The sequence below is a fragment of the Dorea hominis genome (assembly GCF_014287705.1).
Classification (GTDB): Bacteria; Bacillota; Clostridia; order Lachnospirales; family Lachnospiraceae; genus Dorea_D; species Dorea_D hominis.
On sequence record NZ_JACOOY010000017.1, the window covers coordinates 21,533 to 43,369 of the forward strand.

22 protein-coding genes are annotated in these 21,837 nt (G+C 33.3%); 15 read left to right on the forward strand and 7 right to left on the reverse strand.

What is annotated here, in order from left to right:
- Position 1: 1 nt before the first annotated feature.
- The 5 genes from H8S07_RS11940 to H8S07_RS11960 form a co-directional block, all read right to left on the reverse strand.
- Complete coding sequence (locus tag H8S07_RS11940; RefSeq protein ID WP_117592863.1) at positions 2-922, reverse strand: hypothetical protein; 921 nt, start codon at positions 920-922, stop codon at positions 2-4.
- Positions 909-1,325, reverse strand: a complete 417-nt coding sequence (locus tag H8S07_RS11945) for a hypothetical protein (protein WP_044999283.1) — start codon at positions 1,323-1,325, stop codon at positions 909-911. The genes H8S07_RS11940 and H8S07_RS11945 overlap by 14 nt, the downstream gene beginning before the upstream one ends.
- Positions 1,285-2,073, reverse strand: a complete 789-nt coding sequence (locus tag H8S07_RS11950; protein WP_055145192.1) for a hypothetical protein — start codon at positions 2,071-2,073, stop codon at positions 1,285-1,287. The genes H8S07_RS11945 and H8S07_RS11950 overlap by 41 nt, the downstream gene beginning before the upstream one ends.
- On the reverse strand, positions 2,070-3,923 hold the full coding sequence (locus H8S07_RS11955; RefSeq protein WP_118213163.1) for a recombinase family protein: 1,854 nt from the start codon (positions 3,921-3,923) through the stop codon (positions 2,070-2,072). The genes H8S07_RS11950 and H8S07_RS11955 overlap by 4 nt, the downstream gene beginning before the upstream one ends.
- Positions 3,924-4,052: 129 nt before the next feature.
- Positions 4,053-4,442: a helix-turn-helix domain-containing protein gene (locus H8S07_RS11960; protein WP_008374249.1), complete on the reverse strand. Its 390-nt coding sequence runs from the start codon at positions 4,440-4,442 to the stop codon at positions 4,053-4,055.
- A gap of 225 nt (positions 4,443-4,667) precedes the next feature.
- Between H8S07_RS11960 and H8S07_RS11965 the strand changes: the two genes are divergently transcribed.
- The 4 genes from H8S07_RS11965 (at position 4,668) to H8S07_RS11980 (ending at position 8,783) form a co-directional block, all read left to right on the forward strand.
- Positions 4,668-4,883 (forward strand): hypothetical protein, encoded by a 216-nt coding sequence (locus H8S07_RS11965; RefSeq protein WP_013976761.1) that lies wholly within the window; start codon positions 4,668-4,670, stop codon positions 4,881-4,883.
- Between the two features lie 124 nt (positions 4,884-5,007).
- Positions 5,008-5,328 carry a helix-turn-helix domain-containing protein gene (locus H8S07_RS11970; RefSeq protein WP_186856087.1) on the forward strand — a complete coding sequence of 107 codons (321 nt, stop codon included), beginning with the start codon at positions 5,008-5,010 and terminating at the stop codon, positions 5,326-5,328.
- Between the two features lie 57 nt (positions 5,329-5,385).
- The gene (locus H8S07_RS11975; RefSeq protein WP_117649579.1) at positions 5,386-5,874 is read left to right on the forward strand and encodes a chemotaxis protein CheY; all 489 of its coding nucleotides are present in this window, start codon (positions 5,386-5,388) and stop codon (positions 5,872-5,874) included.
- Between the two features lie 110 nt (positions 5,875-5,984).
- A complete protein-coding gene (locus tag H8S07_RS11980) occupies positions 5,985-8,783 on the forward strand; it encodes a DNA methyltransferase (RefSeq protein WP_117592868.1) in 2,799 nt (932 codons plus the stop codon).
- Between the two features lie 713 nt (positions 8,784-9,496).
- Here H8S07_RS11980 and H8S07_RS11985 read toward each other — a convergent pair.
- Complete coding sequence (locus tag H8S07_RS11985) at positions 9,497-10,294, reverse strand: helix-turn-helix domain-containing protein (protein WP_055219104.1); 798 nt, start codon at positions 10,292-10,294, stop codon at positions 9,497-9,499.
- Positions 10,295-10,534: 240 nt separating this feature from the next.
- Between H8S07_RS11985 and H8S07_RS11990 the strand changes: the two genes are divergently transcribed.
- From H8S07_RS11990 to H8S07_RS12030, 9 genes are all read left to right on the forward strand, one after another.
- Positions 10,535-11,638, forward strand: a complete 1,104-nt coding sequence (locus tag H8S07_RS11990; RefSeq protein ID WP_118237237.1) for a tyrosine-type recombinase/integrase — start codon at positions 10,535-10,537, stop codon at positions 11,636-11,638.
- 18 nt (positions 11,639-11,656) lie between these two features.
- Positions 11,657-13,387, forward strand: coding sequence for a tyrosine-type recombinase/integrase (locus H8S07_RS11995; RefSeq protein ID WP_118635090.1), 1,731 nt, complete (start codon positions 11,657-11,659; stop codon positions 13,385-13,387).
- Positions 13,374-14,882 carry a tyrosine-type recombinase/integrase gene (locus tag H8S07_RS12000; RefSeq protein WP_243176023.1) on the forward strand — a complete coding sequence of 503 codons (1,509 nt, stop codon included), beginning with the start codon at positions 13,374-13,376 and terminating at the stop codon, positions 14,880-14,882. Before H8S07_RS11995 ends, H8S07_RS12000 begins: the two co-directional genes overlap by 14 nt.
- Complete coding sequence (locus H8S07_RS12005; protein ID WP_118237241.1) at positions 14,866-15,273, forward strand: DUF6262 family protein; 408 nt, start codon at positions 14,866-14,868, stop codon at positions 15,271-15,273. Before H8S07_RS12000 ends, H8S07_RS12005 begins: the two co-directional genes overlap by 17 nt.
- 20 nt (positions 15,274-15,293) lie before the next feature.
- Entirely contained in the window at positions 15,294-15,674 is a 381-nt protein-coding gene (locus H8S07_RS12010) for a TnpV protein (RefSeq protein WP_117592879.1), read from the forward strand.
- A gap of 131 nt (positions 15,675-15,805) precedes the next feature.
- Positions 15,806-16,102 carry a hypothetical protein gene (locus H8S07_RS12015; protein WP_117698104.1) on the forward strand — a complete coding sequence of 99 codons (297 nt, stop codon included), beginning with the start codon at positions 15,806-15,808 and terminating at the stop codon, positions 16,100-16,102.
- A 247-nt stretch (positions 16,103-16,349) separates the two neighbouring features.
- Positions 16,350-16,655, forward strand: a complete 306-nt coding sequence (locus H8S07_RS12020; protein WP_117598151.1) for a hypothetical protein — start codon at positions 16,350-16,352, stop codon at positions 16,653-16,655.
- 198 nt (positions 16,656-16,853) lie between these two features.
- Positions 16,854-18,992, forward strand: coding sequence for a DEAD/DEAH box helicase (locus H8S07_RS12025; protein WP_186856088.1), 2,139 nt, complete (start codon positions 16,854-16,856; stop codon positions 18,990-18,992).
- Position 18,993: 1 nt separating this feature from the next.
- The gene (locus tag H8S07_RS12030; protein WP_117598153.1) at positions 18,994-19,650 is read left to right on the forward strand and encodes a DUF2290 domain-containing protein; all 657 of its coding nucleotides are present in this window, start codon (positions 18,994-18,996) and stop codon (positions 19,648-19,650) included.
- A gap of 319 nt (positions 19,651-19,969) precedes the next feature.
- On the opposite strand, the gene H8S07_RS12035 is transcribed toward H8S07_RS12030, so the two are convergent.
- Positions 19,970-20,668, reverse strand: coding sequence for a hypothetical protein (locus tag H8S07_RS12035; RefSeq protein ID WP_186856089.1), 699 nt, complete (start codon positions 20,666-20,668; stop codon positions 19,970-19,972).
- A 386-nt stretch (positions 20,669-21,054) separates the two neighbouring features.
- Here H8S07_RS12035 and H8S07_RS12040 point away from each other — a divergent pair, with 386 nt between their 5' ends.
- Together H8S07_RS12040 and H8S07_RS12045 are read left to right on the forward strand one after the other, a co-directional pair.
- Positions 21,055-21,246 carry a hypothetical protein gene (locus H8S07_RS12040; RefSeq protein ID WP_186856090.1) on the forward strand — a complete coding sequence of 64 codons (192 nt, stop codon included), beginning with the start codon at positions 21,055-21,057 and terminating at the stop codon, positions 21,244-21,246.
- A gap of 60 nt (positions 21,247-21,306) precedes the next feature.
- Complete coding sequence (locus H8S07_RS12045) at positions 21,307-21,786, forward strand: hypothetical protein (RefSeq protein WP_186856091.1); 480 nt, start codon at positions 21,307-21,309, stop codon at positions 21,784-21,786.
- Positions 21,787-21,837: the final 51 nt, after the last annotated feature.

The following is a 21,837-nucleotide window of genomic DNA, read 5'->3' on the forward strand; positions in this document are numbered from 1 at the left end:
ATTATATTTCCTCCAATTTTTTCAAAATATTATTTGTGGTTGATATTAGGCACATAAGCTGATATTTAAGCTTATATTTTGCTGTATCAGATGCAATTTTAAAATCTGAAACTTTTAATACTCTTTCGATAGAACTGTTCCATGAGGGAATCGTCAACGTAAGACTTGCAATTTCCGCATCTGGATCAAATTGTGGCAGATTGCGTATAGATGGAATAGAAACGGAAGATTCTTTCTTTAATATCGGTTTGGCGTAATTATTCCACAGTAATTCCCTTTTCATATCATGATAACTGAGATGTTCTATCTTTTCGGCAAGAAGGTAGTTATTTAGACTTAAAAGCTGCTCTTTTGATAATCCTGAAAGTTCAATAATATTAGCTTGGGAAATCCAAAGCTGACCAGAACGAACTCGTTTGACAAGATCCGGAACTTTTTCATCAATTATATCTAGTGCACTACTGTAAGCAGAATATTTGTAAACGGTAGCCATTGCTACATTACATTCTTCGGATATTTTTTTTGCTGCGATGCTTGCACCGGAAATATGAGATTTATTCGTAGATGAAAGTTGTCTTGAAACTAAAATTTTTTCAGCATCATATTTTTTCCCAATCAGGTATTTTTTATTGATATTGGTTAAATCCTCTCGTTTAAGTTGGTCAGTACATATCCATGAAATTACATCTTCTTTACTGGAAAAATGGAGTCTTTTTATTCGGAAAGGAATACTGTGTTTACGAAATAATTCATATGCTTCTATACCATTAATGACAATACCATTCCATGTGCAGATGGGGGTGTGATAGGAATGACATAATATCTGTTGCTCAAGTTGTTTATAATCTTTTTCACTGAGATATTGATACAAATTGGTGAATTCTAGTTTTGTTTTTAATGTATATATACTATAATTGCGCATACTCATCTCCCATTATTTCTGATTTGAATTCTGTTTGTGGCAGTTTTGTGATGATGTTATCCATGGAAAATAGAGCTATTTTCTTATCTGGGTAAATATTGCCTTCTAAACGAAAAATGTTAAATTTCTCCCAAGAAAGGTTAAGCTGGGAAAGTGAATATAGTAATTCTCGGCTGTACAATTCATAACTGTTACCATTGATGACAAAATAATCCTTAACTTTATGTGCCAATTTATCCTCTGCACAACTAGCCTTTATACCTATCATTTTTTGATCAGGATTAACAAGAAGTTGAATATATTCTGGGTTACCAATTTGACGGAGTGTATTGCGGTGGATTCGTATACGATTCTTTTTAAAGTCAATACATATTAGTGGATGGGAAGAGTGTTTGTTGTTCATAGGATTTTTCCTCACTTTCTGCTGTTGATGGTTCTTTTGCTTTTTCTATGGATTTATCAGTTGCCTTCTTCTTTTCTTGTATGTCAAATACTGCGTAGCCTTCAAATATATTGACTTGCATTGATTTCTGATGTTCTTCCACTGGAATACCGAATTGATTCTTCCATTCTTCAGGATAAGAAGGTGTCCTAGCAGTGGTTACAGTTCCATTGTCTTTTAGTGTACGAGGAAATATTTCAGGTGAAGTTAAATCGAAAATGAACAGTATTTCATTGCCAGAACGAATTAATTTGCCGAGAATCTTGTACCGATAATTAGGATTCCAATCCATGAGAGATATCACTTTAGCAAAGAAAATTCGACAGGTGATTTGTTTTGGCGAACGCTTTTTTCCAGAGGAACACCAACGAAAAGAGTCTTTTTCTTCTTCTCGACAGGGACGGACAGCCAGTTTTTTTTCAATGGGATTGACTAATATTTGCACATATTCGACATCGGGTAGCTTTTTTATGCAGGCGGTATTTACAGATACCTTGTAGTTATTAAACGTAAACGAAGGTTCGTAAATATGAGCGAAGAATTCGCCACGTACAACTTGATAACCGTCATAGCTGAAAGAATCATCGTCAATGACTTCCATTTGATTTGAGGGGCTGGGTGCGACTGTTATTGGCATAGGTGTGTTGATTTTCATCATATCAGAAGGTTCTGTAGTCATATTCCATTGATTTATAGGTTGCTCGCTCATTGGGTGTCTCCTTTAATTTCTGTAATAATATTCTTTATATTTTGTATAATGGTTTCTTTGGGAGTGGTTTGTAGCTCGGGTTCTTTATAAGGTTTACTTTCTGAAGCAGTTTGCCAGTTTTTGTCCACTGTAAATTCTGTTAATTCTGGCGCTTGAGACTGAGTATAGTAATTATTACCGAAGCTATTCATCCAGTCGGCAGGATAAGCTAACACACTCTTAGAATCAGATATTGTATCAGGCGTGTTGTTATTGGGGGCGGATACTTCGTTGGTACTTGTCGGGATTCGTATTTCTGTATCGTCCATGTTGAAAATAAGGACATTTTCATTATCTTTTTGGTGGGCAACTCCTAATATTCTATATTTGCATTTTTTGTCCCACTTAAATATCTCGTATAATGTTGGCAAAAATGCAGCACCGGAAATTGGTTTTGGAATAAGTTGACCATCTTTGAGACGTGACCACTGCACTTTATTTTTTGTTTCAGAGGAACATGGTCGAATAGCAAGTAGTTTTGAGCTCGGGTGTATTAGCATTTCGACAAATTTTATGTTTGGAAATTTCCGTATAGCATCTTTGTTAAAAGAGATCTGTTTATATGAAAAAGAAACAGAAATCCGACCAACCGAGGAGAAAAATTGTCCTCTAGCAACTTCATAGTCTCTTAAATCGAAGGAACCGGCGGAAGCAGTAATTGTATCAGGTGCATTCATATTTGCCGGTTTAAGGACGCTTTGAGATGCTTCAAAGTAGTCTCTGGATTTAAATCCAGACCATCTTGGATTAATGCTTATAAATCCACTTAGAGAGCCTTCTTGTATCACATGTAATTCTGGTAAAATCTCTTTATTTCCATATTTCGCATTTGTAATTAATTTTTGAACAGCTATGAAATCATCTCGGGAGATAATAGCTTCATGATGTCCGACTTTTCTGTATTGATTACGGTCTTGATTGTTTTTCCTTGATTTATGGTCAAGATAATTCGGAGTCCATGTTTTTCTCGCCAGAACATCCCCACAATGGCGTTCATTTTGAAGGATTTGTAGTATGGTACTGGATGACCAGACATCATTATTCTTTTTTGTTTTACAACCGAGTTCTGTCAAAGAATCAGCAATTTGTTGAGTACTACTTCCATTAAGATACATATAAAAAATAAGCTGCACAATTTTAGCTTCATGTGGATTGATTACAAGATCTCCATTTTCGTCTTGGTCATATCCGAGCAGAGGAGGTGTAAGGAATATTCCCCGACGAAAACGCATTTCAATGGAAGAATTCATAATTTCACTTTTGGTATGACTTTCTTCCTGCGCAAGTGTTGACATGAATGACAGAATCATTTCGCTTTTGGGATCAAGAGTATTTAAATGCTCTGTTTCAAAAAATACACCGACGGGTGGACGGAGTGAAGAAAGCTCTCGTACATATCGGATACAGTCAACAACGTTTCTTGCAAATCGGGATACACTTTTTGTTATGATTAAATCAATTTTTCCGCCTTCACAATCTTCAATCATTTTTTTGAATGCATCTCTATGTTGAAGCGAAGTGCCGGAAATGCCTTCGTCGGCATATATTTCTACAAGCATCCAATTCGGATTTTTATTTACTACATCCTGATAATGATTTTTCTGTAATTCATATGAGGATGTTTGGCGTGGATCATCCGTAGATACCCTTGCATATACAGCTACTCGTAGTTTTTTTTCTGTTTTAAAAATATCCTCTGGTGGAAGTGCCGGAATTACTTCCAGTTCTTCTGGATCAATACCTTTGTATCTTTGCCGGATTCTGGCTTTCTGTTCATCAATATTACTGCTTCGTTCTTCACTTTCTTTCATCAATAGCGACATCCTTTATAGTTGATATAACTATCATAGAATTTTTGGATTGAAAAAGACATAAACCATCGGTTAAGTGATTAACGGATGGTTTATGTAGAAATAGATATTTGATTGTTATTGAATGATTTAATAATCATTCGGGTTATCAGCATCGTAATTGTGTTTTGAGGATAGATGCCAATCATTGATTCGTAAAATGTTTTTTATGGCTGAAAGAACCTCGAATATGTAACGTTTTTCAGTGCTGGTACAATCTGCCATTAATAAATCAATGTCAGTTTGATATTCCGTAGGATTGTATAACAAGTTCCCATAGAGTAATTCATCAATAGTAATTTCAAGTGCGTTGCTAATTTTGATTAAAGATTCTAAACTGGGTTTACGCTTGGCATTTTCAATATAGCTTATATAAACAGTAGAAAGATCAGCAATTTCAGCCAGCTCCTCGGCAGATAATCCTCGTTGTTTGCGGGTTTCTCTTATACGTTTGCCTATAAGTGCATAATTTATTTCCATGTCCTCACCTCCTTTCCATCACAACTTGACTTTCTTGTGTTGTAGATAGAAAAAATGGTGAGCTATACAACAGCAATTGGTTGTATAAAGAGAAGTATATCATATGTATATAGCAAAAAGAAGATTGTCGATTGATGGGAGAAAAAGGCGATAAGTTGTAATTGAACAACAGCGAAAAAAGGGTTATCATTTATGTATTAAAAATTATGTCTGGGAGGAAAATACATGGCAGATAAAGAGGAAATCAAAACACTGGAGGAATTAGAGGAAAAAGGAAGAGTACTGCGGGAGTACAAAGAAAAATTCCGGCAGATGTGCCAAGAGAATAAAATGATAAAGGGTTCGACAGTGCTGAAACTATATGATAAAATTGAAGAAATACAAAGAGAATATGAGCATTTAGATAATAAGCTGACATTAATGGAATACAACTTTATATAGTTCTATTTTTTTTGTTTTAATACTACTGTTTCCCTTAGTAAATACTTGTAAGATACATCTCTAATAATTTTGCGGATTTCTAGTTACAATTAAGGTAACTACTATCGGAAAGAGGTGTATTTACTTGCGTACAGAGGATTATATTGCGGACAATATTATAGCTTTATGTAAAAAACGTGATATGAGTAAATATCGGCTGTCACAATTGACTGGTATATCTCAATCTTCGATTGGAAAAATTATTGCTAAAGAAAGTTTACCAACTATGCCTACTGTAGAAAAGATATGTGATGCACTGGGAGTAACAATGGCACAATTCTTTGCCGGAATGGATGTTCCAGTAAGCTTATCAGAATCACAACAAGAGGTTCTGAATATTTGGAATAATCTTGATGAAAAAGAACAGAATGTAGTGATACAAATACTCCGGGGACTTCAAAAATAAAGGAAACAGTTGTAACGAAAATGTTGACTGTTTCTTTTTTTATGGAGTTGAGAGATTATGGTGATTGAAAAGAAATATTATGATATTGCACAGCATGAATTGGAAGAAATGCAAAGAGAAATTAATGAAGAAAAAGCGCAAATGTCAGAAGAAGAGATACTAGAGGATAAAAAATGGCATGATGAACAATTGGAAACAATTATTAAAAAGGCAGAAGCTCATATGCGTCGTTTTAAGAAAGTTCCAGATCCTCAAAAAGTAGTGAAATTCACTTTTTTACAAAAAGATGCATTGGAAATTGCACGAAATATGCAGATGAATATAAAAACTGAGCGTAAAGAAGATGATTTATGGGGGACGATAGAAATGTCATTTAATAATATGTGGTTTTTAGATTCGGCTCCTAGTGAATGGAAAGATATTTGGAATAACTTGCTGAAAGAAGCTCAGAGAGTGTATATAGAAGCAAAAGATAACATGATTATGTATCAATATTATTATGATTTGGCGGTAGAAGTTCCTTGTGTGCAGACACAATACAAATAATGATATATGAATGCTGTTCTGTAATAATTTTATGATATACTGTGGATATGATATGTAAAAATAGTCGGAGAAAGATTTGTGAATGCACGATTATTTAGGAGGAAAAAAGCATGACAGATGCAGAACAAAGAGAGGCTGCCCGTCAATTTGTAAACCGATGGATGGGAAAAGGGAAAGAAGATGAAGATGGACGTTCTTATTGGATTGATTTATTGACGAATGTTTTGGGAATGGATAATGTGACAGAACGTTTGAACTTTGAAAAGAAAGTTGTAATTGATGGAAATACAAAACGTATTGATGTGTATATTCCTGAAACACGAGTAATTATTGAACAGAAGAGTCTTGGAAAAGCATTGGATCAGAAAATCAGGAATTCAGGAGATGTTGATCTTACTCCATTTGAACAGGCAGACAGATATAATGGAAAGCTGACTTTTGATGAAAGAGCTCGGTGGATTGTTACGTCAAATTTTGCTGAAATTTGGATTTATGATATGAACCAGAAACAGCCAGAACCGACAAAGATTGCTTTAGATGAATTACAAAGCAAATATCCATTGTTGGACTTCTTGGTGAAAAAGGAAGTAAAGACAATATCGCATGAAATGGAAGTATCAATAAAAGCAGGAGGTATTGTTGGGCTTATTTATGATGCGTTTTTAAAACAATATCGTATACCAGATATTAAGGAAAAGGATGAAACACTTGAGCAGAGAGAAAAAAGAGAGCATAAACTAAAGAGCCTGAATGCTTTATGTGTGCGAATTGTTTTTTGCTTGTATGCAGAAGATGCTGGTATTTTTGGAAAGAGAAATATGTTCCATGATTATTTGGAAACATATGAAGTAAAGGATTGCCGGAGAGCTATAATAGAATTATTTAAGATATTGGATACACCTGTATCAGAGCGAGACGAGTATTTAGAGGAAGAACTTGCTCAGTTCCCGTATGTAAATGGTGGGTTATTTGCTGATGAAACTATTGAGATACCACCTTTTACAGAGAAAATTAAAGAATTACTTCTTACAAAAGCGTCAGAAGATTTTGACTGGAGTGATATTTCTCCAACTATATTTGGAGCGGTATTTGAATCTACATTAAATCCTGAGACCAGACGTTCAGGAGGAATGCATTATACATCTATTGAAAATATTCATAAAGTTATTAGTCCTCTTTTTTTGGAAGATTTGCAGAAGGAATTTGATAGTATTAGAGCAATTCAAGTGAAGCGTACCAGAGATAAAAAATTGGAAGAATTCCAAAATAAATTGGCATCACTTACATTTTTTGATCCTGCGTGTGGTTCCGGAAATTTCCTTACAGAAACATACCTGTCGCTTCGTCGTTTGGAGAATGAGGTGATAAAGGAAAAAGTTGGCGGACAAATGACATTGGTAGAGGTAAATAATCCAATTAGAGTTTCTATTCAGCAATTTTATGGAATAGAGATTAACGATTTTGCAGTTACAGTTGCGAAAACGGCTTTATGGATTGCAGAATCTCAAATGTTGGAAGAAACGAAAAATATTGTGTATGGATTTAATGACGATTTTCTTCCTTTAAAGACATATGTAAATATTACAGAAGGAAATGCATTAAGAATTGATTGGAATGATGTAATTCCTGCAGAAAAATTATCGTTTATAATGGGAAATCCGCCATTTGTAGGAGCACGTTGGATGGCGTCGGAGCAGAAGGAAGATGTTGAGAAGATATTTGAAGGATGGAAGAGTATAGGAAATCTTGATTATGTTAGTTGCTGGTATAAAAAAGCGGCTGACTATATGGGAAATTATAATATCAGAGCAGCATTGGTATCAACTAATTCAATTACACAGGGAGAAAGTGTTTCGATTCTCTGGAAACCGCTTTTTGAATCAGGTGTACACATTGATTTTGCATACAGAACATTTATATGGGATAGTGAAGCGTCAATAAAAGCGCATGTTCATTGTGTAATTGTTGGCTTTAGCAGAGCTGTAAATAATAAGCAGAAAATAATTTATTCAGGTGAGAACGCAATTCCGGCGAATAATATTAATGGATATTTGCTTGATGCAGAAAATATATTCATTGAAAAAAGAATGAAGCCATTGTGTAATGTTCCTGAAATAGCATTAGGTGGGCAAGCAATTGATGGTGGATTTTTAATATTGACGGAAGAGGAAAAGGAAGAGTTTTTGGAAAAAGAACCACAGGCTTCTCCGTTTTTTAGACATTATATGATGGGAAAAGATTTTATTGATCGAAAGCCGAGATATTGTATTTGGCTTGTTGGAGCTGATCCTGGATTATTAAAAAAATGTCCGATGATATTAGAACGAGTGAATAAAGTACGTGAATTTAGACTTAGTAGTACAAGAGCGAACACAAAAAAAGCGGCTGAGAATCCAACTTTATTTGCATCAATACTTGAACATAAAAATCAATATATTGCGATTCCCAAAGTTTCTTCTCAGAATCGTAGATATATTCCAATGGATTATTTAGATGGTGAAATTATTCCGGGAGACAAATTATTCACTATGCCCAATGCATCATTTTATGAATTTGGTGTATTGATGTCGAATGTTCACATGGCATGGATGCGAGCAGTGTGTGGAAGATTAAAAAGTGATTATAGTTATTCAAACACAATAGTGTATAACAATTTTCCGTGGCCTGTAGTAACGGAGAAGAATCGGGAACAAATTGAAAAATCGGCACAGGAAATTTTGAAAGCAAGAACATTATATCCTAGTAGTAATCTTGCGGCTTTATATGATCCTTTAACAATGCCAGCCGAGTTACGACGAGCACATACTGCAAATGATAAAGCTGTTATGGCTGCGTATGGCTTTAGTACAAAAATGACGGAAGCAGATTGTGTGGGAGAGTTGATGAAATTATACCAGAAAATGCAATGATAAAAGTTTATAGAGCTGTTTTTTGCTCAAAGTAAAATATTTGAAAACATAGAATATTCCAAATCCATAAAAGATGAATGAAAACCAATATGGGAATTTTACATGTGTTACAAAATTTGTAAAATTTTCATATTGGTTTTTTTGTAATCTGTAAAAATTATAAATTTGGATATCGAGTAAGGTTTCGGATTTTTGATTTTTATGTATTTTTCAATTTTGGATATGGCTCCGAAATTGGCAATTTTGCGGAAGTGTATCCACACTTCCTGTCCTTGCTATTTTTTAATCACATGGTGATTTCACAGGGATATAGGGCTGTTTAGCCTATTTTTTCTCCCTGTGCTGTGACCGAAGAAATTCGAGGAACCAATTATATATTTATGCTGAATGTGAGGAACTGGGGAGCACAATCCTCAGCAAGATTCCAACATCCGAAAAATGCCGTATTGCTAAAATAGCGATATGGTATTACCGGGGTGGATCTTGCTCTAATGTGTACAGTAACCTCGGCATAAATAGAAAGAATGGGTTTGGGGAATCCCCAGCAAGATAAAAACCTGATGAAAGAACATTTGTCGGAAAGACAATATTGTTAAACACAGGTGGATCTTGCTTTAGAAAATGATTTGCCATAATGAGTTAGAATATGGGAGGAGGAAGCGTTAAAAAAAGAGAGAGCCATAAGCAACTCTCTCTGTGATAAAATCAAAAAGTTATAGTATCAGTGATTCGGTAAGATTACAAAAATCCTTAACAGGAATATTTTCTTTAAGTGGTAAAGCTGTCTCTAAAAAGGTTTCGTCTGCAAATCTTTCGAGTTCAGAATCAAAATATATAATTGAAGCATTTGTATTTAATTGGTATGGTGGAATTGTAACAAAATAATCATAATCTTCGTAAGAAGGAGTGGCGCAAGAAACTTTGATTTTTCCGCCCAATTTCAATTTTGCAAATTCTCCATAAATGGCAGTTAAGGCTTTTTTTCTTTCTTCATCAGAAGTAATTCTATCTACATATCTAATATACCAATAATCTATATTTCCCTCTTTTAATTCAATTAAATAATCGTATGATCTGGGTGTTCCGGATTTTATTGTCCATTCAACTTTATGCAGACTTGTCATCATGGAAAGTCCACGCATTAAGGTAGAAAAAAATTTTTCATGCACCTGAACAGTAGAGAGATCCAGAGAAAATCCATTGTCTGCAATTATCTTTTTCCGTTCCCGTATTTTCTTAGAAGAATATCCCGTTGCATCATATAATTCTTGGATAAGTTCTGGATCATCAATGGCTTTTGCAATTTTATCAATAGTGCTTTTATATGGTCTTCCAGATCGGGCACCGTTGAGCATTCGTGAAATGGTTGCATTATTTAAGCCTGTTTGTTCAGATAATTCTTTTTGTGTTTTTTTCTGTAAAATGATTTGAAGTATATTGATGAATCTTTCCTGATCGTAAACGCTGTCAGGATTTATTAGTGTGCCTGAATTTGATATAAATTCGTTCATTCAAATCTCCTCTTGACTTCTTTGACTTTGTATAAATTGACTTCTTGTATTTTATCTTATCAATTATATCCCTAAAAATCAATTTAAAACATAAAGAAATCAAAAAATGCTTTATTGATATTCCTTTAAAAGTCAAAGAAGTCAAAAACGTAATTGACATTTTGACATCTTTGTGTATAATGTAAATAAAGAAGTCAAAGAAGTCAAACAAATCGAAAAGAAAGGAAGGAGGGCTGTGGATTGAAATATAGGGTTGTTTCGGTTTTGAAAGATAATAGACCACGTTTTTTGATTATTTCTGATATTGAAGAAATTGAAATCCTTCCATCAAAGTATTTGAAGCATCTGGATCAGATTAATGCTTCTCCGAATACTGTAAAATCCGCAGCCTTCGCACTTTCATATTATTACAATTATCTGCAGGAGCAAACGATAGGATTGGATGAGATTACATTGCTATCCTATTCAGAGCAGAATAAACATTTTATTGATTTCTTGTATTGGGTTAAGAGTGGAAAGCATACTGAGCATAATACACAGACGAGCAATAAGACCTGCAATATGTATCTTGGTGCAGTCTTCAGATACTACCAGTTTTTGGCACTGGAAGATGTCTTGCCAATGCTTAAAGTCTTACGAGTAAAAAAAGTATCATATTTTGACAGTATGGGAGTAAATCATCAAAATGCAGTGAATTCGTTTAAAGGTTTCTTCAAAGAAGAAGAATCTAATCTGGAAGAAATAACATCCGAAGAAATACAGGAGCTGATAAATGCCTGTACGAATGATAGAGATCGATTGCTGATAGCAATGATGGCAGAAACCGGTCTTAGATTAGGGGAAATTCTAGGAATCCATTATACCGAAGATATTGATTTTGAAAGAAGGACGGTTTGGGTAAGGTATCGTGAATCTAATACCAACTTGGCAAGAGCAAAAAATGCAGAATATAGAATGGCTTTGTTAAGTAATACAACTTTTGAGTTCTTGGTTAAGTACATTTCTGATAATCGAAAAAGTCTGATGAACTCGGAGTATCTATTTACAAAATTAACTGGAAAAAACAAAGGAGAGCCATTAGATGCGGATTCTGTGTATAGCATGTTGAAAAGGCTATCCAAAAAAACGGATATCAATTCCCATCCGCATCAGCTCCGACACTATTTTGCGGAGGAAAGAAGAAAAGAAGGATGGGATTTGAATGACATTCGTTTTGCCTTGGGGCATAAGAAAGTTGAAACTACCATTAAATACTTGGGTGAAAATAATGAACGATTGATAGAAGCGACAGATCAATACTACTCAAATAATGAAGATTTATACCAAATTGCAGATTTTCTGTAAAAGGAAGGAGGGATTACCTTGGCAGTATTAAAAATTGTTCCGAAGTTATATCAGGAAAAAATATCTGAAAAATTAAAGGAAGAAATATCTTTAGTTACGACTGGAGAAGCAAAATACTATAACCGGTTATACAAATTTTTTCAGTATACAGATATACAGTGTACTGCAGATATTAACTATGAAACGAGAAAAATGTATATGGATTCTCTTGAAAAAGAGGATATTTCAGAAAAATATAAAGCGGAATTACTGAGCTTATTTGATCGTTTAAAAATAGAAAATATGCCGAATGTCTATTCACAGGGAAAGCCCTTCTCTGTAGAACAGGAGTTTTTTAAGCAAGACAAATTGTTTTTGCTGTATGTCCCCAATAAGAAGAAAGCACAATCTTTCCGTCAGGTGGTCGATAAGAATGATTTGTTATGGGACTTAACGAGGATACATTCATCACAGTTGGTGCGACAGACAAAAATATTGCTGTGTGAAATTCTGAATATGGATAAGGTACAAAGACATCGAAGATATTTTTTAGAACCATTAAAAGCACTTGTACGGTTTTGCGATAAGTACGGAATAGATGATATTGAAGAAATGGAACAGGCAGATGAAAACAGATTTTATCTGTATTTAAACAAGGAGTCAGAAATTATAAAAAAACAGGCTTCTAAGATTGTTGAGTTTGCGAGAAGAACGTTATTTCTAACAGATTCAGAGATAAATTGGCAAGCATGTATCTGGTATATGGATAGGTTTCAGTTTGATAAATCAAGAATCAATGCCAGTTCACCTGTTAAAAGTCTTTCATTTATTAATATTTACGAAAAAGAAAATCGTTGGTATTTACAATTATACGCAAAATATTTAGTTGGGATATCTGATCTGTCTTTATCAAATATCCGAAATACAATAAGTTTTATTTCACAATTTTTAAAATATCTGGATGGACAGAGTAAGAAAGTAACTGAACTGGAGATACAAGATATAGCGGATTATGTATCTATTTTGGATGTGTCCGATATTAAATATTCCACGTTTAACCGATATATAACTCATATACATACATTTCTACAGTTTTTGAAAATGAAAAATATTGAAGTGTTGAAGTTTTATCCGGAACGATTTTTAAAAAAAGGTTTTCCAGAACACAACGAAAGAAGTGTTCCAGAAAAAACAATTGCTCATCTGATTAAGGAGTTGCCGGCATTCCCAGAGCATTTACAGTTGATGTATTTGATTTTGTTTTGCACAGGAATTAGGAAAAGCGAGGTTTGTACAATAAAATCGGGAGCCTTTTATTCACAAGGCAATGAGAATTGGATGCGCATATATCAAAGCAAAATGCGGAGGGAAAAAGTCATTCCTGTTCCGAGTTTATTGGTTGGACTGGTGAACGATTATGAAAAAAAGTACGGAATAAAAAATGGGGAGTATTTATTCAAAAATAAAAAAGGTGGTGCATTTAATGGACAGACATTTTCAAATCAGATGATTCGGGAGTGTAAGGCTCGTGGGATTGCCTGTGGAGATTATATCTTTAGAGCACACGATTACAGACATAACCTTGCAACTTCAATGTACGGAAATGGAGTTTCTATACAAGGGGTACGAGATTATCTGGGACATTCAAGTGAGAATATGACAAAACAGTACATTGATTTCATGCCGGAACGTATTGTATCGGCTGAAGATAAATATTTTTCAAGAAATCAGTCATTTAAATTGAAAGGAGTAGAAGATGATGAAAGGTAATATTAATTTGATTTCTTATGACTGTTATCAACAAGCTACAGAAAAACAGTTGGCTGGGCTGAAATGGAAGGAAAACAGGGTGTACTACATATCAGAGATTCGTAATGAAAAGATACAGGATGAGATTTATGGGTATATCGATGATAGATGTAGACGTTTATCATTATCAACAGCCGTAAATGATATTTACAGATTTGATCTGTTGAAAGAATTTCTGAATGAGAAGTGTACAAGCTGTAGCAGCATTACTGATAAAAAATGGGAAGAACTGGAGAGAAGCTATAAAGCATTTTTATATAAAAAAGGATTGGCGCTGTACGTTAGAAGAAATAGACCGGATAGGCGGAATGTTGAGCAACAAAATAGCGCTCAGGTTTCTTTTCTGAAAATGTATTATGAGTATGTTGTGAAGTGTAAAACAGCAGATATTCCAGAAAATGAAAAAGATGTATGGGATATGAGAAAGCTGGATATTGTGCCAAGGAGTAATCCGATTCGTGGAAGATATAGATTAGATTTTCGTGAGATTAGGCAGAGAGAATTTAAAGAGATAATAAAGAGAATATTGTATAGCCACTGCCAGACAAAAGCAATGGGTAGTATAAAAGGCGAATTGTGTGGATTCCGTCGGTTTGCTAGATTTATGTATGATCGGTTTCCAGAAGTAAAGCATTTTACAGAAATTAGCAGGGATATGATAGAAGATTATCTGGTTTATATAAAAACGGATACCGGTCTTACATCAGTCAGTTACACAACAGAACTGTCGGTTTTGGATAATCTGCTGGATGAAATTGGGCGGGAACTGGAAATAGAAAATTTATGCAATCTTTTTCTGTCCAGTGATTGCAGAGCATATGACAACGCTTTGCCAGAAGCGTATTCAGATGCAGAAATCAGGAGATTTAATAGTGCATTAACAAAATTAAAGCCCCAGTTAGGAAGATGTCTAATAATACATCAGATGCTCGGTACAAGAATAGAGGATACGTTGACTTTGCGAAGGGATTGCTTATCTGAGAAATCTGGGCATTATTTTATAACTATTCTCCAGCATAAAACAAGGAAATACAAAAGACCAGTCAGCAATCAGCTGGCAGAAGTGATTAGAAAAGCAATAGAAGTTTCAGAAAAGGACCATCCAGATTCAGAATATATTTTTTTGCAAGATAATGGGAAATTATATACAGATTCAATGCTGAAATATCATGTAAATATCATGATTTATGAAAATGATATCAGGGATGATAATGGAAATTATTTTGAGTTTCGTACACATCGTTTTAGACACACTTTTGGAGTAAAACTTACAGAAATGAAATTAGATGATGATAGCATTGCAAGGCTGTTGGGGCATAAGGATACACGAACCATACCACATTATCGGCGGTTAAGAAACGAAGCATTAGCGGAGGATACAAAGGCTGTACGAGATGAAATGAATGAATTATTAGCACAATACAGGAGGGAAAAGGAAAATGCAGAAACACGATAAAATGGTAGCACTGGCAAAAGAAAAAAGTGCGGAAATGACGGAAACAGCAATAACAGCTATTGAAACAATGTATAGAAAAAATATAAAAATTTCAGTTGCTGAACTTACAAAATTAACAGGACTTTCCAGAGGTTTTTTCTATAATAATCCGAATGTGAAACAGGTCATGATGGAATTGAAGGAAAAACAACAGGGAATGATATTGCGAAATCCTAAAAGCGATGCTATTGCAAAAGCACAGGAAGCACGGATTAAGAGTTTAGAACAGAAATTATTCGATAGTGTTCCGAAAAACGAATATGAGAATCTACAGAAAAAATATGAAGAATTACAAGTGAAATATAGTCAAATGAAAAAGGGAACACTGTTGAAGATGTACGACCAATTATAGGAAGAAAAGGAGAATATTTTATGCAGAACGAAATTTACGATGAGAAAAATGGACTTACTTATATGTTATGTGGTGATTATTATTTGCCGGAATTGGCACTTAAAGATATTGAACCAACATATGGGAAATATGGGATGCTTCGTAAAAGCTATTTACAGGAACACAGAAGGGCAAAATATCAAATATTGTTGTTACAAGGAAAACTTGTTGAGCATTTGAATCAGATTGATGCAGAAGCAAGGGATAGGGAAGAACAATTAGTAAAACAGATGATGGAGAAACAAGGAATTACAGAGAAATTAAAAAGACAGGACAACATGGAATGGACTAGGAGGATGAATACCATTTGTCATGATGCAGAAGAGATGATTTTGACGGAAATGATATACACGAAAGGATAATGAACTGTATTGGATAGCAAGAATTTTGCAGCCCGGATAGCAAAAAAGTGGAAGTCCGGATAGCAAAAAAATGGAAGTCCGGATGGCAGGATTCTTGCTGTCCGGAAAGATAAAAAAGTGAGGGATTAAAAATGTTGGTTAAGTACATAATAAAAGTGTTTTTGTGTTTGATTCTTGTAGTAATGACATTGATTTGCTGGTTATTAAAAATTCCTATGATGTTGGGAAATATTTTTCTTTACTTTTTATCAATTATATTTATTCTGACAGGTGTTTTGAGCTATGGATTTGCATTGGAATCTGCAAGAGAATGTGGTCGAATGATAATAATTGGGATGGCATTTGGTGCAATACCAGACTTTGTCCCATTTTTGGGAAAAAGTTTAGAGACATTGGTTGACAAACTGTTGAGTATGATAAATGAATGAGAAAGTCGATATGAAAGAGGGCTGTGAAAGGTTCTCTTTTCTTTTTGCAACTGTGAAATGGCAAGATAATAACGTTATATACATTGTGTATTAAGTACAGATATTGTATTTCTGCATGATGGGAACATAGGGAGTCCATATAATGGTCGGAATATTAACTACCTATTATGGGGTGAGTATAAGGTGTATAGGGTAAAAATGTGTGGACAAATAGAACTGGATATACAGTGAGAGGTGGAAAGTGTGTATGAGGTCAAAGGAAAAAATAACAAAAGAAATTGTATTGATTAGATACTACAATGTATTATTTTATTTGTTTTTTGAGATAGGGATAGACGATTTTAAGAAACAATGTTTAGTAAGCTGGGTGGCATCAGCAGAAGGTATGAGAATGAAACAGATAAAGGAATGGTGCTATTTCCAGCATATTTCATTTAAGACTAAATTTATTTATAGAAAAGATTTCCCATTTAGAGCTAATTTATGGAATTTATATTCATATGGAAGATTTAAGATTGGTTTAATGCATAGAAAAATAATTTGTTTGTTTTAAACTAAAAGATATTGAAAATCCACTTTTTTTATAAGATAATGATAACATGATTTATTAAGGATTAAAATTTTGGAGCATCTTCAATTAAAGTGAAAGATTCAGAGAAATCTTATATTATGTACTAAGTGGATATAATGTTAAAAGAAGTTGTGTGTGTAAATTATTAATATAGAGTGGAGAGGGATAGGAGCTGATTTTGTGAATAGTAATTTGAAAATTCTTGGTGCGTTTGAATCTGGAATTAAAACCGATGTAGCAGAGCAATTTGTTCAGAAATTTTTGAAAAAATATGAGAATGTTGAAGGTGAGTTATATTTAGGATATCCAATATATATTGATGAGGTAGCAAATAGAAGAGTATGTGTGGATATGGCATTAGTGTCTAAAATCGGAGTTTATATCATCAATATTTTAACAGAGCCTGTAGTGAAATATGGGGAAATTCAAGATGATATTTATGCTAAAGTAGAAACTAAATTTAAAAAGCAGAATTTTTTATTTAAAAAGAGAAAACTTATTTTTGATTTTTATACTTTAACGTATTCTGTAACACCGATTAAAGAAGAAGAAGATTACCCATTAGCTCAAAATGTCGATGATATAATGGATTTTATTGAGCAGACAAGAGAAGAACAAGAATATGGGGATGATTTATACAGAAAAATTTTGTCGGGACTTCAGGAAGCGTATGGGATAAACACCTATAAAGAAAGAGAAAATGTAGAAGAAGGAACCAAAGCCTATGCAATTAATCAGATGGCATCGTTAATCGAAAAATATGATAGTGCACAAATGGAAGCTATTTTGTCGGATGCTACGGGAATTCAACGTATTAGAGGAATGGCAGGTAGCGGTAAAACAATTATTTTAGCAAGAAAAGCTGTAGAATTGCATACAGCACATCCAGAATGGAATATAGTTGTTACCTATTCAACCCGATCTCTTAGAGGTCAATTGGAAGCTCTAATAGAAAGGTTTTATGCTGCAAAAAATGATGGTGCTAAATATAATCCAGAAAAATTGAAAATTATGCAGTCGTGGGGATCAGCAACTTCCAAAGGAGTATATTATGAAGTGTGTTTACGTCATGGTATTGCACCGATGAATTTTTCAGAAGCTAGAGCGAAATATGGGAAAAGTGCAAATCATTTTTCAAGATTATGTGGAGAATTGTTATCATCAATTAAAAATTTTCAAAAAATGTATGATTGTATTTTGATAGATGAAGCACAGGATTTTGATAAAAATTATTTACAATTGTGTTTGAAAATATTGGATAAGAATCAGCGATTAGTATATGCGTATGATGAGTTACAAAAGTTGAATGAAGAGGCAATGCCCAATCCAGAGCAAATATTTGGGAGAAATATTGATCATGATACCCCATTGGTTGTTTGCTATAGAAACCAAGGGAATGCAATAGTAACTGCACATGCCATTGGTATGGGGTTATATCGAAAAGAGGGATTGTTACAATTACCGAGTTCATCATCTGTGTGGGAAGCAATTGGATATGTTAGTGATACTCCTATTATAGAGGGACAAGAAGCAACTTTATATCGGACAAAAGAAACAAGCCCGGAGTTGTTAAAAACCAATCCTAACGAAGTTATTCAATTTTGTGGATATAAAAATTATAAAGAAATGTATAAAGCTCTTTTGGACATGTTGAAATCAGATTTAGAGCAAGAACAATTGCTCCCTAGAGATATCATGATTATTGATATGGATACGTTTGAATACAGTAAAAATTGTATAAGGTTATCTAATATCCAGTCGGAGTATAATTCGGTTGCTTGGGATGATGAATTTAATTATGATGAGGATAAAGAAATATATAAATTTAAAATTCATACAGCTGGAGCAGCAAATCCAGAAGATTTTTTTAGAGAAGATTCGGTTGTTTATTCTAGCGTAAGAAGAGCAAAAGGTAATGAAACATATATGGTATATATTGTAAATGCTCAAAAATGTGTTAATTCTTTACAAAGAAGGTCGGATAGGAATGCGCTGTTTACTGCCGTTACACGTTCTAAGGGTTGGGTAAAAGTTTTGGGATATGGAGAAGATATGACGGTCTTGCAAGAGGAATTTGAAGAAATAAAAAGACAAGATTTTAAACTCCATTTTGATAAATATCCAACTAAAGAAGAACAAAAGCAAATTTTCTTGAATAATCAAGATGTAGCGGCAAAAGACATACAGACTATCGATAAAACAAAAAATTTAATTGGAAAGCTTACGGGAAATGGTAATGTTACAAAAATCCAATTAATGCAAGAGTTATTTGGAATGAGTAAAGAGGAATTGGCTAAGCTTCTTGAGGGAGGCGAATAACATGCCTGCCTCTAAGATGGTAAAGCATATCTTAGATGATATGAAAAAAACAAATGAAGAATTATGGAAAAAGGGAATTGTGCGTGATGCAAAAGGAGCATCTGTAAAACAAACAGGAAGTGATTCTTGGGAAATATCTTTTTCGGGGAAAAACGATAGTGGAAGTATTATATTGGATAAGCATATAACTGCAACAAGAATTATTGAAGTATTACTTGAAAATTTACAGTATACATTGCTACTATATGATAAAGGCATAATTCAAGCAGAATATGAAATTTCAAATGATAAAATTGTAAAAGAACGATTAGTTTTTATGAAGAAGCATAATAAAATTTGGGACTTCAAAGAAATTGAAGCATATGAAGCAGAAGATAAAGATTGGTTTATGGAGGAAGAAGGAGTCCCGATTATGCTTAGAATTGATTATGCTCCAGATGATCATATTGAAGGCGAACATGCAGCCACTCATTTAACATTATCCAATCAAGAATGTTGTAGAATTCCAATTAAAGGAATTGTGACGTTCTCCGAATTTGTTAGATTTGTTTTATTACATTTTTATGATATAAAACTGGATAAAGCGGTTTTCCGTTTTGATGAAGAAGATACGATTACTAGTTTGGAAAAACAAATGATGCATATAAATTGGATTTGATTATTGCTCTTGTGATAGGAATTACATGGCGATTAAAACAAAAAGATATTTCGGTATGATGAGATATCTTTTTTATAAAAGATTTCGGAAATTTAGATAGTGGATTTTGGGGTTGGTAAACGCCAAACCATTCGTCTCTAATCTGCGTAAATGCTAGTTTTTCCTATATTTTCAAGTAGTTTTCAACTTTTATTGAGTTGCACTTATTTCTGGGAATTTATACTAATCTGCTGGTTTCAAATTTTGCATAATTTGTAAATGAAAATTTTACTGGTATCTGGTATCAATGCTAGACTTTACTTACGCTTATGTGAGATATTTATCTTTTTATTATTTTAGTATAGATAATATAAATGAAAAAAATGAATAAGAATATTACTTCTCCCGTTGCTATTCCATAAATAATTTGATTTACTATATCATTGTATGATGAAAAGCAAAGAAAGAGCAAAATGACAAAAACAAAGCTACTTTCTAAAATCATTTTGACATCTTTTGATGTCTTTTTAACACTATCGATATATTCCGTTAGTAATACTATAAGAGATTTATTTTTTAAAAAAGTTTCTACAGAAATATACGAACCAATCAAAACACTTATAGCAATACTGGAAACAGTTAGGTATTCACTTGAACCACATTGTATAGATATTATTCCTCCCGATATTGCAACACAAATATAAGATAATATTATCGCCCAATGCTTATCGCTCACTTTTAATTCGTTTTTTGGACATATCTTTTCAAAAAATATATTAACTGTCCAAATACTAAACAACAAGTATAATGCACTGAATATGGAACTAAGTTCACTACATACATCATTAAATATCAAAGAAATAAAGATATATGCAAATGAAGACATAAACATAAAAAAACAATATAGTATTTTTTGTGTCGGTGCTTTGATACAATTAATCAGTCTATAGACTATTTTTACCTTTTGAAAAACGCAATAGGTAAATAAAAACATTATAAATAGTGTTATTATCAGTGATATAAAATAATATTTATTCATATATCTACACTCCATTCGCTATAAATATTATCAGAATACGGTAACAACTATAAAATAAGTTTATAAATGATCAATATGGATAAGTATATCATTTTCAATTTACAACTACCATAAAAATCCTTATAAATAGCTTACTTTTTCGGTGTTCTCTGTAACGTATAACTTTGTGAACTGTCTGCGCTTTGGTTTCTTTTATTCTTCAACCCAGCATCTTCTTGCCTTTACACACCATTCACCATCTGTATCCATATAGTTGTTCCTAATAGCTTTTTAGAATATCTCAGAAATGCGCAGACTAGGTCTAGGAGAGTGGTTTGACGTTTACATTGTTTGGGAGCTTGAAATATAGTATAATTTTTAGAAATATTATATAAGGAGAAATTTATATGGAACACAAATTTAGAAAAGTAGTGGTAATATTTATTGATATATTAGGTTCTCAAAGTAGGAGTAACTTTGAAGAATGGTATAATATTATGAGCATTTTTAATAAAATGGTAAAACGAGAAAAGGATTTAGACGAAACTCATACATATCTTTCCGACTCTCTTCAATGCCATCCTTATAATCATAAATGATATACGCACAATCAGAAAAAACATGAATTTCTCTCTTATAAACAACCCTTGTATGAGTTAATGGGAATTGCTTGTTATAATACTGAAAAAGTGTTGTATGAATTTTTGAAAAATGAATTTATTGCTCGTGGTGCAATTACATATGGTGAAATGTTCTATGATACTGAAGAGAATATTTGGTTTGGTCCGGCAATGAATCGGGCTTATTTTTTGGAATCAAAGGAAGCAAGTGTTCCAAGGGTGATTATAGACCCGGAATATGCGGAAGAACTGTATGCATTTAACGAGAAAAAATATCGTGGAGATAGTATACAAAAGATGTTTAATGGTGAAATTCTTCTTCGTGATACAGATGAGGTTATATATTTGAATTATTTAAATACTGTGAAACAAGGAATGAATCAGATGGAAAGTGAATGGGTTATAGAAAAAGCTCTAGAATTATGTGATAGAGAAAGAGCCATAAAGAGAGAGTCAGAAAAACTACAGCAATCTATTAAAAAAAAGTATGATTGGTTAGAAAGATATTTGTTACAATGAATAAGAAAGAGGAAGATTCAACAGAGGCAGACTTCGATTAAGGGGTCTGCT